This window comes from Cupriavidus sp. CER-90 (genome assembly GCF_057652055.1).
This window is the reverse complement of the sequence record NZ_JBYGYM010000001.1, coordinates 614,529-631,737: the sequence shown is the minus strand read 5'-3', so window position 1 is coordinate 631,737 and position 17,209 is coordinate 614,529. Positions and strand designations below refer to the sequence as shown.

General features: G+C 67.3%; 12 protein-coding genes. 6 read left to right on the top strand and 6 right to left on the bottom strand.

Features of this window, described 5'->3' with window-relative positions:
• Window positions 1-32: 32 nt before the first annotated feature.
• Window positions 33-2,501, bottom strand: coding sequence for a penicillin-binding protein 1A (locus AC24R4_RS02805; protein ID WP_487522180.1), 2,469 nt, complete (start codon window positions 2,499-2,501; stop codon window positions 33-35).
• Window positions 2,502-2,819: 318 nt separating this feature from the next.
• Here AC24R4_RS02805 and AC24R4_RS02800 point away from each other — a divergent pair, with 318 nt between their 5' ends.
• On the top strand, window positions 2,820-3,899 hold the full coding sequence (locus AC24R4_RS02800; RefSeq protein ID WP_400395708.1) for a porin: 1,080 nt from the start codon (window positions 2,820-2,822) through the stop codon (window positions 3,897-3,899).
• Window positions 3,900-4,055: 156 nt separating this feature from the next.
• On the opposite strand, the gene AC24R4_RS02795 is transcribed toward AC24R4_RS02800, so the two are convergent.
• Entirely contained in the window at window positions 4,056-4,388 is a 333-nt protein-coding gene (locus tag AC24R4_RS02795) for a hypothetical protein (protein ID WP_153948824.1), read from the bottom strand.
• A gap of 821 nt (window positions 4,389-5,209) precedes the next feature.
• Here AC24R4_RS02795 and katG point away from each other — a divergent pair.
• Together katG and AC24R4_RS02785 are read left to right on the top strand one after the other, a co-directional pair.
• Entirely contained in the window at window positions 5,210-7,420 is a 2,211-nt protein-coding gene (gene katG / locus AC24R4_RS02790) for a catalase/peroxidase HPI (protein WP_487522970.1), read from the top strand.
• 168 nt (window positions 7,421-7,588) lie between these two features.
• Window positions 7,589-7,768, top strand: coding sequence for a hypothetical protein (locus AC24R4_RS02785; RefSeq protein ID WP_487522179.1), 180 nt, complete (start codon window positions 7,589-7,591; stop codon window positions 7,766-7,768).
• On the opposite strand, the gene AC24R4_RS02780 is transcribed toward AC24R4_RS02785, so the two are convergent.
• The 4 genes from AC24R4_RS02780 to AC24R4_RS02765 are packed head-to-tail and all read right to left on the bottom strand — an operon-like array spanning window position 7,765 to window position 11,766.
• Window positions 7,765-8,475, bottom strand: a complete 711-nt coding sequence (locus tag AC24R4_RS02780) for a DUF2459 domain-containing protein (protein ID WP_487522178.1) — start codon at window positions 8,473-8,475, stop codon at window positions 7,765-7,767. The two genes, AC24R4_RS02785 and AC24R4_RS02780, sit on opposite strands and share 4 nt — an antisense overlap.
• On the bottom strand, window positions 8,472-9,662 hold the full coding sequence (gene chrA / locus AC24R4_RS02775; RefSeq protein WP_487522177.1) for a chromate efflux transporter: 1,191 nt from the start codon (window positions 9,660-9,662) through the stop codon (window positions 8,472-8,474). Before chrA ends, AC24R4_RS02780 begins: the two co-directional genes overlap by 4 nt.
• Window positions 9,659-11,044: an ATP-binding protein gene (locus tag AC24R4_RS02770; protein ID WP_487522176.1), complete on the bottom strand. Its 1,386-nt coding sequence runs from the start codon at window positions 11,042-11,044 to the stop codon at window positions 9,659-9,661. Before AC24R4_RS02770 ends, chrA begins: the two co-directional genes overlap by 4 nt.
• Window positions 11,041-11,766 carry a response regulator gene (locus tag AC24R4_RS02765; RefSeq protein ID WP_400397106.1) on the bottom strand — a complete coding sequence of 242 codons (726 nt, stop codon included), beginning with the start codon at window positions 11,764-11,766 and terminating at the stop codon, window positions 11,041-11,043. The genes AC24R4_RS02770 and AC24R4_RS02765 overlap by 4 nt, the downstream gene beginning before the upstream one ends.
• 220 nt (window positions 11,767-11,986) lie before the next feature.
• Here AC24R4_RS02765 and AC24R4_RS02760 point away from each other — a divergent pair, with 220 nt between their 5' ends.
• From AC24R4_RS02760 to AC24R4_RS02750, 3 genes are all read left to right on the top strand, one after another.
• Window positions 11,987-13,750 carry a glycosyltransferase family 39 protein gene (locus AC24R4_RS02760; RefSeq protein ID WP_487522175.1) on the top strand — a complete coding sequence of 588 codons (1,764 nt, stop codon included), beginning with the start codon at window positions 11,987-11,989 and terminating at the stop codon, window positions 13,748-13,750.
• 70 nt (window positions 13,751-13,820) lie between these two features.
• Entirely contained in the window at window positions 13,821-14,879 is a 1,059-nt protein-coding gene (locus AC24R4_RS02755; protein WP_487522174.1) for a bifunctional UDP-4-keto-pentose/UDP-xylose synthase, read from the top strand.
• A 233-nt stretch (window positions 14,880-15,112) separates the two neighbouring features.
• On the top strand, window positions 15,113-17,143 hold the full coding sequence (locus tag AC24R4_RS02750; protein ID WP_400395774.1) for a TonB-dependent receptor family protein: 2,031 nt from the start codon (window positions 15,113-15,115) through the stop codon (window positions 17,141-17,143).
• The last annotated feature ends 66 nt before the right edge of the window (window positions 17,144-17,209 follow it).

Sequence of the window (17,209 nt, the reverse complement as noted above, 5' to 3'; positions counted from 1 at the left end):
CTACCGCTTGCCGTGCGGGGGAGTGGCGCAGGTCAGAGCGCCGCCGGGGCCGAGGCTGGCACGGGCGTGGAGGATGGCGCCGGGGTGGGCGCCGGGAAGGGTGCCGGCATCGGTGCCTGAGCAGGCACCGGCGGTGCCGCCGACGGTTCGCTCGATGCTGCCATCTCATGGCCGCCAGGGGGCACGGCCTCCACCACTTCACCGGGGTCCAGCGCCAGGCCGTTGTCTGCCGATGCGGCCGTGGCGGGCGCCGAGGCCGGCGGCATGGCGTCGGCGTCCGTGGCCGGCAAGACCGGCCGGCGCGGTGCCGGGCGCGGCAGTGGCGCGCTGTCGTCCTTGCGGTCCGACGCAAACAGCTTCTGATACCAGCCGCGTACCGTAGCGGTCAGCCCCGAATACCAGGTTTTCTCGTCGACTTCGGCAAACCGCGCGCGCGCGTCCACGATGCGTGCGCGCAGGGCCCGCTGGTAGAAGTCGCCCACGATGGGCAGCGCGCTGTGCGCGCCCTGGCCCCAATAGTCGCTGCGCAGCGTCACGCGGCTGTCGTTGAAGCCTACCCACGCACCGGCCACCAGTTGCGGGTGCATCAGGATGAACCAGCCGTCGGCGTTGTCCTGGGTCGTGCCGGTCTTGCCGGCCACATCGGCGCGAATGCCGTAGCGGGTGCGGATGGCCGTGCCGGTGCCGCGATCCACCACGTCGCGCATCACGTCGAGCAGCGTTTCGTTGGCCGTGGCCGATAGTGCGCGCTCGGGCGACGCGGGCCGGAAGCGGGCCAGTTCCTTGCCGTCGCGGTCCGTGATGCGGGTGATCATCGACGGCGCGATGTACTGGCCGCCGTTGGCGATCGTGCCGTAGGCGCTGACCATCTCCTTGAGCGTGACGGGGCTCGTGCCCAGCGCCAGCGATGGCACTTCCTCCAGTTTGCTGTCGCGCACGCCCATGGCGCGGGCCAGGCGGGCCACGCGGTCGGCGCCCAGGTTCTGCACCAGTTGCGCCGTGATGGTGTTCTTGGAATAGACCAGGCCGTCGCGCAGGCTCATCGCGCGGCCGGTGGGCGCCGTTTCGTCGGTCGGCCGCCAGATCTCGCCGCCGGCCAGCTTGATTTCCACGGGCTGGTCGATGAAGGTCTCGTCGGGGCTCTGTCCGCGCGCGAATGCGGCGCCATAGACGAATGGCTTGAACGTGGAACCGGGCTGGCGGCGGGCCTGGGCCACGTGGTCGAACGCGTCCACGGTGAAATCGCGGCTGCCCACCCAGGCGCGGATTTCGCCGGTGGCCGGGTCCAGCGCCATGAAGCCGGCCTGCACGCGGGTCTTGTTCTGGCGCAGGGTCTGCATGAACGCGTTGTCGCGCATCAGGTGGTTCAGCGCATCGGCATCGGTCTGGCCGCCGGCCACGGCGGCGCGGTATTCGGGCGTTTCGCGCACGAACTGCTGCACCAGGCCGCGGCTTTCGGCCCAGCCGGCGCGCGGCGCCCAGGCGGCATTGGCAATCGACTGCAGCTGGTTGGCCTGGCGTGCCAGCGCCTGGTTGGCCATGGCCTGCAGGCGGGCATCGATCGTCGTATGGATGACCAGGCCGTCGGTATACAGGTTGTAGTCGTTGCTGTCGGCCCACGAGATCAGCCACTTGCGCAGCTGCTGCGCGAAGTGGGCGGCCGGGCCGGGCTCCTCGACCTGCCGCTCGAAGTCGATGCGCAGCGGGCGCCTGGCCAGCACCTCGTAGCGGGCGGCGTCGAGCTTGCCGCGCTTGACCATCTGCGCCAGCACGATATTGCGGCGTTCCAGCGCGCGCTGCGGGTTCAGTACCGGGTTGTAGTAGCTGTTGCCCTTGAGCATGCCGATCAGCGTGGCGGCTTCCAGCACGTCGAGCTGGCGGGCGGACTTGTCGAAATAGGTGCGCGCGGCCATCTCGATGCCGAACGCGTTGTACAGGAACGGCACCGTGTTCAGGTACGTCTCCAGGATCTCGTCCTTGGAGTACAGCGCCTCGATCTTCAGCGCCGTGACGGCCTCCTTGAGCTTGCGCGTCAGCGTGGGGGCCCGGCCGATCTCGTCCGGATAGCGGTTGCGCGCCAGCTGCTGGGTGATGGTCGAGCCACCCTGGCGGTCGCCCGAGAACGTGTGCAGCGCCGCCGATGCGGTGCGGCGCCAGTCCAGCCCGAAGTGCTGGTAGAAGCGGTGATCCTCGGTGGCGATCAGCGCGTTGACGACGTTGGGCGAGATGTCGGCCAGCTTGACCCAGTCGCGGTTGGCCCAGCGGTAGACGGCCAGTTCCTTGCCGTCGGCCGACAGCACCTGGGCCGGCTGCTCGGACTTGGCCTTGCGGATGTCGCTGATGCCGGGCGTAAACGGGATCAGCAGCAGCAGGTAGAGCAGCAACAGCGCCGGAAGCGCGGCCAGGGCCAGCAGGACGGTGCGTCGGCTGGGCCGGCGCAGGCGCTGCCTGAGCTGGGCCAGCCGTGGGGCGATATAGGTCTTGTATGAATCCAGGCGCATTGACGCAAGGCGAGGCAGGGCCGGTGCGCACCGTCACGGACCTGTCAAATGCCTTTCACGGAAAAGTGTGCATCCTACCTGAAGGTGGGTGGGGAAAACCCGCATTCTTCGCTGCCATCCGCCAAATGTCCCACCAAAGTGGGGTGTCCCAATCCGTTGCCGCGTCGCAACAGACACATGGGTTTCATATTTCATTGAAACAATTCGCCTGCCCCCACGGGTCATCGTTTCGGAAAGCGGCAGTACGTATCTCGTAGCCCCGTTCTGAAATAGTGACGGGGAAGCATCTCAATGTCTTGATAAATACGAGAACTCACAGTGAAGAAAGCACTATTTGCGCTGGCGGCAGCGGGTACCTGCGCGATGTCCGGCGTGGCATCGGCCCAGTCCAACACCTCCGTGACGCTGTACGGCATTGCCGACGCCGGCATCGAATTCGCCAACCACTCGGGCACCGCACCGGCCGCCACGGGCAGCAAGGCGATGGTGAGCTCGGGCAACATGTCCGGCTCGCGCTGGGGCCTGCGTGGCGCCGAAGACCTCGGTGGCGGCCTGAAGGCCATCTTCACCCTGGAATCGGGCTTCGACATCGATACCGGCACGTCGGGCCAGGGCAGCCGCCTGTTTGGCCGCCAGGCGTTCGTTGGCCTGCAAGGCAACTTCGGCGCGGTCACCCTGGGTCGCCAGCAAAACGCGCTGTATGACCTGTTCGGCGCCTACGACCCGATGGGCGTGGGCCCGAAGTACTCGCTGAATTCGGTTGACTCGGCCTTCAACGGCCGCGCCGACAATGCCATCAAGTACACGGGCAAGTTCGGTGGCCTGACGGGTACCGCCTTCTACAGCACGGGCCGCGATTCGACCGTGTCGGGCAGCACGGAAGTGCCGGGCAACTATCGCATCGGCCGCAACTTCGGCGCTGGCCTGGCCTATACCGCCGGCGCGTTCTCGGTGGGCACCGCCTACGACCAGTACCAGGGCAATGCCGCCAACGTTGCCGACCGCGCCGTGAAGCGCCTGGCCCTGGGCGGTTCGTACGACCTGGGCGTGGCGAAGCTGTTCGCCGGTTACCGCTGGATGCGTGACGACGGCATCGCCTCGCCCACCACGGCTTCGTCGCGCAACAACGTGTACTGGCTGGGTGGTCTGTATCGCGTGACGCCGGCCCTGTCGCTGACGGGCGCCGCCTACTACCAGGACGCGCACAACAGCGGCAATGATCCGTGGATGTTCGTGCTGTCGGCCGACTACTCGTTCTCGAAGCGTACCGACGTCTACCTGAACGTCGCGTACACGAAGAACAAGGATGCGTCGGCACTGTCGATGAGCAGCTCGGCTCCGGTCACCCCGGGTGCCAACCAGACCGGCGCCGTGGTCGGTATCCGTCACCGCTTCTAAGCAGGAGACAACCGGCAGACGGGGCCTTTCCCCCCGCGCCTGCCGGATAACAAACGCCCCTCACCCGGCTTGGCGGGAGGAGGGGCGTTCTGCTTCGGGGGTGCGCGGCATCGGTGTCCTGCGTCCGGGGCGCGTGCCTGTGCACCCGCGTCCGCTTCAGGTTGCGGCGCCCTCGGCGGGACGGTTTGCCCGGTCGGCCTGGGCATCGACCGAACGCAGCCGGTCCAGCGCCCGTGTCAGCAAGGCGCCTTCCTCGGCATCGGCCGTGGCACGCAGTGTCTGCACGGCGTGGTGCAGGCGCTCGCGGTCCGGCGCCGCAAGCTTGTCGGTGTCCTCCATGGCCTCGATTTCCTTGTCCACGCGCTTGCACAGCTTGCGCACGAACTCGGGGTCCAGCTGGCCTTGGCTGGCGCCATGGGCAATGTGATAGATCAGGGCCGCAAGCCCCTCTGCCGTGGTCTCTGTTGCGACGGCTGGATCATGTTTCATGTCGACTCCCCGTTGAGGTCGATTCATTCTAGTGATCGGCGGCGATCCCGGAAGTTGCGCTTGCCTGGCCATTCGCGCAATTGTGCTGGTGGCGCCGCACCCTGTTCTTATTTCCGAAACATTTCATGGCGAGAATGTCATCTCGTCGGCCCGACTGAACACGTTGGGAACGCCTATGCGACCGGAGGGGTCGCCGCGGGCCGGCAGCCGCACTGTTCCGGTGGATCACATGGCAGTCCGCAGAGACACCAGTGAAGGAACGGCGGCGTTGCAGTGAAGTACGCGGGGATCCGAGCCGTCCGTCAGGACGGCTCTATTTCTTTCCGGCCTCCCCAACGGCGACATCCCGAAGGCGCGGCGACATTTGATTATCGTCAATATAACGACGGTATTTTAATTCGTTGAGATCGCCATGCCGTCCCGTAATGGGAAGGCATCCGGTATGTCCGGCGCATGTCCCCGCCACATCGATTCCCCCCGCAATGCGCGTATTTATCGGGCCTCGGCATATTCCGCGGCCATGCCATTCGCATGGCGACGCGGTATTCCAATTGACTTGGCTAATCAAGCCAATTGAAACAATTGAATTTTCCCGGGATAACCGTCCACGTAGAGTGCAAAACGCTTGCTGCCGCCCGCGCCCGGTCGGTATTCCCTGATAAGTGAATATCTGCCAAACGCGCGCAGGAAGCCCCGCGAGCAAGGCCGAGATATCCCCATTTTGCATTTCCATTCACTTGCATTACGGCAGCGGCTTTTGTAACCAACTACAAGGAGGTATTGATTCCATGAACATCGGAAAAACTTTAAAACTTTCCGTCATGGCGGTGGCCGTATCTGCCGCGCTGTACACCAATCCGCTGGTGGCGAGTACGGATGTGACGCCGAATAGTTTCTGGTGGCCAGAGCAACTCGACCTGCAGCCCCTGCGTTTCAATTCGGCGGAATCCGATCCCATGGGCAAGGCCTTCAATTATGCGGAGGCATTCAAGACGCTCGATATCGAGGCGGTCAAGCGGGACATCGCCGGGGTCATGAAGACGTCCCAGCCCTGGTGGCCGGCTGACTTCGGCAACTATGGGCCGTTTTTTATCCGCATGGCCTGGCACGGCGCGGGCGTCTATCGCGTCTTCGATGGCCGGGGCGGCGCTTCGGGCGCCCAGCAGCGCTTCGAGCCGCTCAACAGCTGGCCGGACAACGTCGGCCTGGACAAGGCGCGGCGCCTGCTGTGGCCGGTCAAGCAGAAGTACGGCCAGAAGATCTCCTGGGGCGACCTCATGGTGCTGGCAGGCAACGTGGCGCTGGAAGAAATGGGCTTCAAGACGTTCGGCTACGCCGGCGGGCGCGTGGACGACTGGGAAGCCGAGATGGTGAACTGGGGCCCGGAAAAGAAAATGCTCGCCCATCAGCGCCAGGATGCGAAGGGCGCCCTGAAGAAGCCCTACGCGGCAACCGAGATGGGGCTCATCTACGTCAATCCCGAAGGCCCCGCAGGCAAGCCCGACCCGCTGGCATCAGCCAAGGAGATCCGCGAGACCTTTGGCCGCATGAGCATGGACGATGTGGACACGGTGGCGCTGATCGCCGGCGGACACACCTTCGGCAAGGCGCACGGCGCGCACAAGCCGGCCGGCTGCGTGGGCAAGGAGCCGGCTGCCGCCGGGCTGGAAGAGCAGGGGCTGGGCTGGGTCAGCAAATGTGGCACGGGACACGGCGTGGACACCGTCGGCAGTGGCCTGGAAGGCGCGTGGTCGACCAATCCGACGCGTTGGACCCACGAATTCCTGACGTGGCTCTACAGCTTCGACTGGGAAACGACCAAGGGTCCGGGCGGCGCGATCCAGTGGGTGCCCAAGAACAACGCCAGCGCCAATTTCGTGCCGGATGCCCATGATCCGAAGAAGCGGCACAAGCTGATGATGTTCACCACGGACATCGCGCTGAAGATGGACCCCGAGTACCACAAGATCTCGAAGCGATTCCTCGAGAATCCGAAGGAATTCGAGGACGCGTTCGCCAGGGCGTGGTTCAAGCTCATGCATCGCGACCTGGGGCCGAAGTCGCGCTACCTCGGGCCTGATGTGCCCAAGGAAGACCTGATCTGGCAGGACCCGATTCCTCCGGTCGATCACAAGCTGGTGGACGACAAGGACGTGGCCAGCCTGAAGACCACCATCCTGTCGTCGGGCCTGACCATCCCCGAGCTGGTCCGTACCGCCTGGGCGTCGGCCGCGACCTTCCGGGTGACGGATATGCGCGGTGGCGCCAACGGTGCGCGCATTCGCCTGGCGCCGCAGAAGGATTGGGGGGTCAACGACCCGGCCGAGCTTGCCAAGGTGCTGAATCGTCTGGAAGCCATCCAGAAGGACTTCAATGCGGCGCAGAAGGGCAGCGGCAAGAAGGTGTCGCTGGCTGACCTTATCGTGCTGGGCGGGACGGCGGCCGTGGAAGACGCGGCCAAAAAGGGCGGTTACAAGGTGAATGTGCCGTTCACGCCGGGCCGCATGGACGCCACGGCGGAACAGACCAGCGTGCAGTCCTTCGCCGTGCTTGAGCCGGTGGCCGACGGCTTCCGCAACTACTATGGCAAGCAGAGCCCCCGCTCGCCGGCGGACATGCTGGTCGAGCGCGCGAGCTACCTGAACCTGAGGGTGCCCGAGATGACCGTGCTGGTTGGCGGCATGCGGGCGCTGGGCGCCAATGCCGGCGCCACGCGCCACGGTGTGTTCACCGACCGGCCCGGCACGCTGAGCAACGACTTCTTCGTCAATCTGCTCGACATGTCCACCAAGTGGTCGAAGTCCTCGACCGAGCAGGGGATGTATGAGGGCCGCGACCGCGCCACCGGCAAGGTCAAGTGGCAGGCTACCCCGGTGGACCTGATCTTCGGGTCGAATGCGGAGCTGCGTGCCGTCGCGGAAGTCTATGGCTCTGACGACAGCAAGGAAAAGTTCGTGCAGGACTTTGCCAAGGCCTGGGTCAAGGTCATGAACCTCGATCGCTTCGACAAGGCGGCGGCGGCCGGGCTGTGATCGGCCCCTGACCAGCCCCTGACCGGGCCCTGACGGGCCCACTGAGGCGCTGACCGGGCGGGTCGCAACGGCCCGCCCGGCACGGACGCCTTGCGGCAGGTGTCGCAATCTGAACGTGGCTATCTATACTGGCTCTGTCGCGTGCCCCTGCACGCGGGGGAGCCAGCCATGACACCGAGCCGAATCGCCGCGATCGCCGTGATCGCCCGCATCGCCGTCCTCCTGCTGCCGTTCAGCCTTGCCGGCTGCGTATCGATCAGCAGCAGCGATCCCAATCCGCCGCAATCGTCCACCGTGGTCACGCCTGCCGGCAGCGCAACCACCGTCTGCAGCCCCGGCCCCTGCTAGGGCGCCGGCCGTGCGCCCTGTCGCGCGGCGGCCAGATCCCGCACCTGTCGCATGACGCCCTCGGCGAACAGCACCGGGCCGTGTATCGGGATGCCCGCTTCGCGCAACGCGTCGGCCGTCCACGTATTGCAGGTATAGAAGCCGTTGTAGCGCGCCGTGGCGCCGAAGTAGAGTCCGCCGGGATAGGGGCCATTGCCCAGCCCCAGCGGCTCGCCGGCGTCGTTTTCCTGGATCGTCCGGTTCAGGAATGCGCGCAGGCGGCCGATGCCGTCTTCGTCCAGTTCCAGGTCCACCACATTGTCCGCGCCGAACGCGGCGGCCGGGGTATCGCGCAGGATCGTCAGCAGGATCGCGCCATCGCCGGGTAGCAGGGCCGACAGCAGCGTCAGCGGACCGCGGTCTCCGGTGATCAGGTAGTGGCGGTCGCCAAAGCCAAAACAGAGATAGGTGGATCCGTCATAGCCCCGGGTCACGCGCAGGAGCTGCGCATCGGCATCGACGCTGCGGATGCAGAGGTCGGTGTGCCAGTCGCGCTCGACCACCGAGATGGCGGTGACCGGTGGCGCTGCCATGGCCGCCGGTGCCGTGGCGCAGCCGTATATGAGCAGGGTGGTGGCCAGGGTGGTGGCCGCGCGGGTCAGGGCGATGCGCAGGCGGCCGGGCATGGTCAGGCGGCCGCCACGGTGCGCCATCGATTCCGGTCTCATGCGATGCCGGCCGCCTGCAGCCCCCAGCCGGCCAGCGCGCACGCCAGCACCACGGCCCATGGCGGCACGCGCCAGACGGCCAGCGCAACCAGCGCCAGCAGGGCCAGCGCGAAATCCGCCGGCGCCAGCACGGCGCTGGTCCAGACCGGGTGATACAAGGCCGCCAGCAGCAGCCCCACCACCGCCGCGTTGACACCGGCCAGCGCGGCACGCGTGGCGCCATGGCGGCGCAGCCGTTCCCAGAAGGGCAGCGCGCCGAAGACCAGCAGGAACGACGGCGCGAAGATGGCCACCAGGCAGAGCGCGCCGCCGGCCCAGCCGTTGGGCGCCAGCGTACCGGCGGCGCCCAGGAAGGCGGCGAACGTGAAGAGCGGCCCCGGCACCGCCTGCGCCGCGCCGTAGCCGGCCAGGAACGTATCGTTGTCCACCCAGCCTGGCGGCACCACGGCCGCCTGCAGCAGCGGCAGCACGACGTGACCGCCGCCGAAGACCAGCGCCCCGGCACGGTAGAAGGCATCGAACAGGGCCACCGCGTGATCGCCGGAGGCGCGTGCGGCAAACGGCAATCCCACCAGCAACACCGCAAAGGCGGACAGGCACAGCAGCGCCACGCCATGGCCGACCGGCACGGACAGCGGTTCGTGCGGCACGGCCGCGCCGCTGCGGAAGCGGCGCGCGCCAATCAGGCCGGCCACCACCATCACGCCGAGCTGGCACGCCGGCGACGGCACCAGGCTGACCGCCACGGCGGCCAGCGCCATCAGCGTGATGCGCGGTGCGTCGGGGCAGAGCGACCGGGCCATGCCCCAGACTGCCTGCGCCACCACGGCCACCGCCGCCACCTTGAGCCCATGCAGCGCGCCGGCCGGCATGAGATTGCCATAGCGCGACAGGCCCAGCGCAAACAGGATCAGCGCCACGGCGGAAGGCAGCGTGAAGCCGATCCACGCCGCCAGCGCGCCCAGGTAGCCGGCGCGTGACAGGCCGACCACCATGCCTACCTGGCTGCTGGCCGGACCCGGCAGGAACTGGCACAGCGCCACGATATCGGCATAGGCGTGTTCGCTGAGCCAGCGGCGCTGCGCCACGAACGCCTCGCGAAAATACCCCAGGTGTGCCACCGGGCCGCCGAACGACGTCAGGCCCAGGCGCAGGAACACCACAAATACTTCCCACGCGGCGCTCATGCCTGGCTGGCCCTGGGGTTGTTCATGCGGATGGTCGCCACCAGCCCGGTGCCTTCCGACGCCGGCCGGTTGGCCAGGTCGATCGACAGTCCGTGCAGTTCGGCAATGCGCCGCGCGATGGAAATGCCCAGCCCGGTGCCCTGTTCATGCTGCGAGCCGCCCCGGAAGAAGCGGCTGCCCAGCCGCGCCAGCTGGTCCGGCTGCACGCCGGGGCCGCGGTCGGCCACCACGATGCAATCGGGCGCGAAGGTCAGCGTGACGGTAGACCCGGCGGGGCTGTAGCGCAGCGCGTTGTCCATCAGGTTGCGCAACATGGTGCCAAGCAGCGTGGGGTCGCCGCACACGTCGATGGGTTTGACGTCGGGGCGCGGCCAGACGATCTCCATGTCGACGTGGCGGCGTTCGGCCAGCAGGAGGCAGTCGGAGAGCACATGCTGCGACACATCGCGCCAGTTCACGGCGCTGCACGACGGCGGGCCGTTCTCGTCCTCCAGCCGGCTCATCGTCAGCAGTTGCGATACCAGATGGCTCAGGCGGTCGATGCCGGCTTCGACGTTGATGGCGGCCTGGGCACGCTCGGCCGGGTCGGCGGAGCGGCGGGCCACGTCCCACTGCGCCTTCAGCGCGGCCAGCGGCGTGCGCATTTCGTGCGCGGCATCGGCGGTCAGCCGGCGTTCGTGTTCGAGCAGCGCCGATACGCGGTCCAGCAGGCGGTTCATCGCTTGCACCAGCGGCGCCAGTTCGGGCGGCGCATCGTGCAGCGAGATCGGCGTGGGATCGCCCGGGGCCCGCGTGGCGATGGTGTGCGACAGCGCCAGCATCGGATGCAGCATCCGGCGGATGCCCCACACGAGCAGCGTGGTCAGCAGCGGCAGCCCCACCACCCAGGGCAGCACCTGCGCCTGGAGGTACGACCACACCAGTTCCTCGCGCTCGGCCATGATCTGGCCCACGCAGACGCGCCAGCCGGCCGCGGGCCCATCCAGATAGTAAAGGCGCCATGGCACGCCATCGATCTGCTGGTCGGTAAAGCCGCGCACGCCGGGCAGGCGCGGCAGGCGGTCGCCGTCGGGATCGATGCGGAAGGGCTGGCCGGTGCCGCGCCAGGTGGCGATCGCCATGTCGCCAAGCCCGGCGGCGCCGAGGTCGCCCAGGTCGGTATCGCCGGGCACCATGCCGTCTGGCTGCGGGTGCGGCGGTACCGCGCCGGTGCTGATCAACGGCAGCACCGCCTGCATCTGCTGCGCCATGCGCACCATGGCGGTGTCATAGAACTCGTTGATCTCCATGCGCGCGTTCAGGAAGATCATGACGCTGGTGAGGACCCAGGCAAATGCCACCGATGCCAGCACGACCAGTATCAGCCGCCGCTGCAGGGTCATGCATCGTCCCCGGTGCCGTTGCCGCTGCCGGTGTCGGTGTCGGTCGAGGGGGTTTCCAGCGCGTCGAGCGTGCCGAGCGTGTAGCCGGCACCGCGCAGCGTGCGCACGATGCCGGGATGGATCTTGCGCCGCAGGTGGTGGATATGCACTTCGAGCGTGTTGCTCTCGGAGCCTTTTTCCCACTCGTAAAGCTTGTCGCGCAGGAATTCGCGCGTCAGCACGCGGTTGGGGTGCGCCAGCAGCAGTTCCAGCAGCATCGATTCGCGGCTGGTCAGGTCCACCGACTTGCCTTGCCAGACGGCCAGCCGCGCGGCCGGGTGGTATTCGAGCGGGCCGTGGCGCCACACCGGCTCCGGCATGCCCGCCGACCGGCGTGTGACGGCGCGCAGGCGGGCAGCCAGTTCGTCCAGATCCACGGGTTTGATCAGGTAGTCGTCGGCGCCGGCATCCAGCCCGCTGATGCGGCTTTGCACGGCGTCGCGGGCGGTCAGCACCACCACCGGCGTCGGGCGGCCCTGGTTGCGCCAGCGCGAGAGCAGCGTCACCCCGTCCTGGTCGGGCAGGCCCAGATCCAGCAGCACCGCGTCGTAGTGCATGGCGGCAATGGCGCGGTCGGCATCGGCCCCGGTACGGAACCAGTCCACGGCGTGGCCCATCAACTTCAGGCCGCGCTGCATGCCATCGCCCAGCATGGGGTCGTCTTCAACGATAAGTATTCTCATGAGCAAACTGCTTGAAACGGCTGTTTATTGGTATCGAGTAAGACGGGACGCATGATGCACTTGGAGCGGTCCAAGCGTAGCATCGCGGCGGGCCAGGTGCACGCTTAATCTGAAGTTAAGGCAGATTCCCTAATCTGCGCGCTCGATGCTCCGAGATCAATACGCGTGCGGGACGGATAAGGCACAAACGCGACTTCGGCGGCCCCTATCCGGACACGACATGCACCTTCCTCCCAGTAAGCAACGCATCACGCACGAAGCGGCTGACCGCGCGCGTACGGTTTCGCTGCCGGCTGGCTTGCGCGTGTCTGCCGTGGCCGGCTGGACGGCGCTGTTCGTGGCCGTGGCGCTGCTGGTGTGGTTCGGTACGCTGGGCCTGCGGCACCTGGTGGGCCCCGACGAAGGGCGCTACGCGGAGATCTCGCGCGAGATGCTGGCCACGGGCGACTGGGTCACGATCCGCTACAACGCGCTGAAGTATTTCGAAAAGCCGCCATTCCATATGTGGGCGACCGCCGTGACCTACGCGCTGTTCGGCGTGGGCGAATGGCAGGCGCGCCTGACCGTGGCGCTGGCCGGCCTGCTCGGCATCGGCATGTCGATGCTGGCCACCTGGCGCTGGTTCGGCCCGCGTGCCGCCGCGTTCGCGGGGCTGGCATTGCTGGCCGCGCCGATGTGGAGCGTGGCCGCGCATTTCAACACGCTCGACATGACGCTGGCTGGCGTGATGTCGTGCATCCTGGCCTGCATGCTGGTGGCCCAGCACCCGGGCGCCTCGCCAGCTAGCCGGCTGGGCTGGATGGTCGCGTGCTGGGCGGCGATGGGCGTGGCCATCCTGACCAAGGGGCTGGTGGGCATCGCGTTGCCCGGGCTGGTGCTGGTGGTCTATACGCTGGTCACGCGCGATTGGGGATTGTGGCGCAGGCTGCACTTGATGGCCGGCGCGGTCACGATGCTGGTGGTCGCCGTGCCGTGGTTCTACCTGGTGTCCGAGCGCAATCCCGAGTTCCTGAACTTCTTCTTTATCCACGAGCACTGGCAGCGGTATACGTCCGGCGTGCATTCGCGCGGCGGCCCGATCGTGTACTTCGTGCCGCTGGTGCTGGCGGGCTTCCTGCCCTGGGCCGGCCTGTTCCCCCGGCTGTGGACCGCCATGCGCAGCGCGGCCCCGGCCGAGGATGCCACCACGCGCGCACGCTTCCGTCCGGCGCTGATGGCCGGCATCTGGGCCATCGCCATCTTCGTGTTCTTCAGCCTGTCGCGCTCGAAGCTGCCCGGCTACATCGTGCCGGTGTTCCCGGCGCTGGGCATCCTGGCCGGCGTGGCGCTCGACCGCATGGATGCGCGCGCCTGGGGCCGCCAGCTGCGGGCCATGGCTATCGTTGCGATCTGCGGATTGCTGGCCAGCCCGATCGTGGCCACGCTCAACGCCAACCACACGCCCAATGCGTTCTACCGCGCCTATGCCGTCTGGGTCGCCGTGGCCTTCGTCGTGATGCTGCTGGCCATCCTTGCCGCACGCATGCTGCTGCAGCGCCGTGGCGTGCTGCCCAGCGTGGCCGTCTACGCGCTGGGCATGTACATGGGATTCACCGCCGCGCTGCTGGGCCACGAGACGGTGGGCGGCCCGGCATCGGGTGCCGACCTGGTGCCGCAGATCCACCAGCGGCTGACGCCGGGCATGAAGCTGTACGGCGTCAACATGCTGGATCACACACTGCCGTTCTACCTGGGCCATCCGCTGACGATGGTCGGTGCGGCGGACGAACTGACATTCGGCACCACGGTGGAACCGCAGCGATGGGTGCCCGACATGGCGGCCTTCGCAACGGTCTGGAAGCAGGGCGAGCCCGCGATGGCGGTCATGTCGCCCCAGACCTACCTGGAACTGTCGCCAGGCCTTCCACTCTACGTTGTGGCGCGCGACTGGCGCCGTGTGGTGGTGACCAACGTCCCGGCTGCGCCGCCGCCACAGGCGCGCTAGACCGACCTTCGAACTACCCGTTTTGGCCGACACCGCGCGGCCCTTTTTCGTTTTGAAAGATCCCCGATCCATGCACCAAAAGCGAGTCCTGATTCTTGGCGTCAACGGCTTCATCGGCCACCATCTGACGCGCCGCATCCTGGAAACCACGCAGTGGGAGGTCTACGGCATGGACATGTCGTCGGACCGCCTGGGCGACCTGGTGAACCATCCGCGCATGCACTTCTCCGAGGGTGACATCACCATCAACAAGGAGTGGGTGGAGTACAACATCCGCAAGTGCGACGTGATCCTGCCGCTGGTGGCCATCGCCACGCCGGCCACGTACGTGCGCAACCCGCTGCGCGTGTTCGAGCTCGATTTCGAGGCCAACCTGCCGATCGTGCGCAGCGCCGTGAAGTACGGCAAGCACCTGGTGTTCCCGTCGACCTCCGAGGTCTACGGCATGTGCGCCGACGAGGAGTTCGACCCCGAGGCCTCGCCGCTGATCTACGGCCCGATCAACAAGCCGCGCTGGATCTACGCCTGCTCCAAGCAGTTGATGGACCGCGTGATCCACGCCTACGGGATGGAGCAGGGCCTGAACTACACGCTGTTCCGCCCGTTCAACTGGATCGGCGCGGGGCTGGACTCGATATTCGAATCGAAGGAAGGGTCGTCGCGCGTGGTGACGCAGTTCCTGGGCCATATCGTGCGCGGCGAGCCGATCAAGCTGGTCGATGGCGGCGCGCAGAAGCGTGCGTTTGCCGATATCTCGGACGGCATCTCGGCGCTGATGCAGATCATCGAGAACAAGGATGGCGTGGCCAGCGGCAAGATCTTCAACATCGGCAACCCGAAGAACATCCACTCGGTGCGCGAGCTGGCCGAGATGATGCTGAAGATGGCGGCCGATTATCCGGAGTACGCCGAGGAAGCGCGCAAGACGAAGATCGTGGAGACGTCGTCGGGCGAGTTCTACGGCAAGGGCTACCAGGACGTGCAGCACCGCGTGCCGAAGATCGACAACACGATCGACGAACTGGGCTGGAAGCCCGAGGTGACGATGGAGCAGGCGCTGCGCCGCATCTTCGAGGCCTACCGCGACAAGGTGGTGGACGCCCGTACGCTGGTCGACAGCAACAACTGACCGTCGCCGGCCCAACTGCCGCCCCCCCCGGGGCGGCGCTGTCGGAATCCGGCCGACGGCGGCGGCATGTCCACTGAGGGTAGACTAGGCGTCACGCGCGATTCGCGCGTGCGAGGTGTCTATCTTCGGGACGCGCCCCCATGCACGCTGCCGGCAGGACCCAGACTTCCGCCCGTTCCCTTTTTTCGCGCCCCCGCGCAGCCGTCTGGCTCGTGGGGCCATTGGCCTTGGCCATGGCGTCTGGTGCGCCGGCTGCCGCCGAAGAGGCCACCTTGCCCGATGTGGTGGTCAGCGCCAGCCGCAACGAGCAACGGCGCTTCGACGCCCCCGCGGCCATCGACAGCATCCCGGTCGATCCCTTCACGGCCACCTCGCCGCTGGTCAACCTGTCCGAACTGACCCTGACCAGCCCCGGCATCGCCGTGCGCGACCGCCAGAACTATTCCCAGGATTTGCAGATTGCCGTGCGCGGCTTTGGCAGCCGCTCGACCTTCGGCGTGCGCGGCGTGCGGCTGTTTATCGACGGCATTCCGGCGACCATGCCCGACGGCCAGGGCCAGGCATCGACCTTCGACCTGGCCAATGCCAGCCGCATCGAAGTACTGCGCGGGCCGTTCGCCCAGATGTACGGCAACGCGTCGGGCGGGGTGGTGCAGGTATTTACGCCCGATCCGCCGAAGAGCGGGTTCACCGGACGGGCCTCGACCGGCTTTGGCTCGGACGGGCAGTGGCAGGCGGGCGTTTCGCTGGCGGGCGGCAACGACCGGCTGGGCGGCACGCTCGATGCCTGGACCTACCAGACCGACGGCTACCGCGACCACAGCGCGGCCAAGCGCTACCAGCTCAACGCCAAGGTCGTGGCGCAGCCCAGCACGGCCACCCGGATCACGGGCCAGTTCAACTATTTCAACCAGCCGCTGGCCGAAGACCCGCTCGGCCTGACGCGCGCCCAGGCCGACGCCAACCCGCGCCAGGCGATTGCGGCGGCCACCCAGTTCGATACCGGCAAGGACGTGGAGCAGACCCAGGCCGGCGTGGTGGTCGAGCATCGGCTCACCGATCACGACAGCCTGAACTTCCGCCTGTACGGCGGTGGCCGGCAACTGACCCAGCGATTGGGCTTCAGCGGAGCGGCGCCTAGTTCGGCGGGCGGCATTGTGGATCTGGATCGCACCTATGGCGGCGGCGCGCTGTCGTGGACGCGCAAGACCACGGCCAACGGCCTGCCGCTGCAGTGGACGGCCGGGCTCGAAGTCAACGGCATGCGCGACGCGCGGCACGGCTATGTCAACGACAACGGGCAGCAGGGCGCGCTGCGGCGCGACGAGACCAACGAGGCGGCGGACTACGGCGCCTACGCGCAGTTCAACTGGACCGTGCATCCGGCCTGGGAAATCGTGGGCGGCCTGCGCGCCAGCATGGTGCGGCTGCGGATCGACGACCACTACGTGACGGCGGCCAGCCCCGACGACAGCGGCACGTCCACCTATCGCAACCTGAGTCCGGTGCTGGGCGTGGTCTGGCATGCGATGGAGACCCTCAACGTCTACGCCAACCTGGGCCGCGGCTTCGAGACGCCCACGCTGACCGAGGTGGCCTACGGCCCGAACGGCGTCGGTGCCAACCTGGGGCTGCAGGCCTCGACCAGCCGGCAGGGCGAGATCGGCGTGAAATGGGAATCGGATGGCCAGCGGATCGATGCGGCACTGTTCGATGCGGACAGCCACAGCGAGATCGTGCCGCAGTCGAACAACAACGGCCGCACGGTCTACCAGAACGTGGACGGCGTACGCCGGCGCGGGCTGGAACTGGGCTGGCGCGGCGCATTCGGCCCGGCCCGCCGGCTGGCCGCCGGGCTCGCGTACACCTACCTCGATGCCTATTTCGGAGACGCGTTCGTCAACGCGCAGGGCGCCACCGTGGCGGCCGGCAACCGGCTGCCGGGCACGGCGCGCCACAGCTTCGGGGCAGAGCTGACCTACAAGCCCTGGGGTCAGTGGATGGTGGGCGTGGAGGCCAGGGCCGACAGCAAGGTCTACGCGGACGATCTGAATACGCAGGCCGCGCCGGGATATTTCGTCTTCAACCTGAAGACCGGCTACACGTTCAAGACCGGCGCCACGCAGTGGTACGTGTTCGGGCGCATCGACAACGTGGCCGACCGGCACTACATCGGATCGGTCATCGTCAATGAAGCGAACGGCAGGTACTACGAGCCAGCGCCGGGGCGGCGGTTCTTCGTGGGCCTGCGCGCGTCGATGTGATGCCCCCGGATTGCGCGATCTGCGCCGGCCTGACTTGCCAACGCCGCGTCACACGCCTAAGGTGGC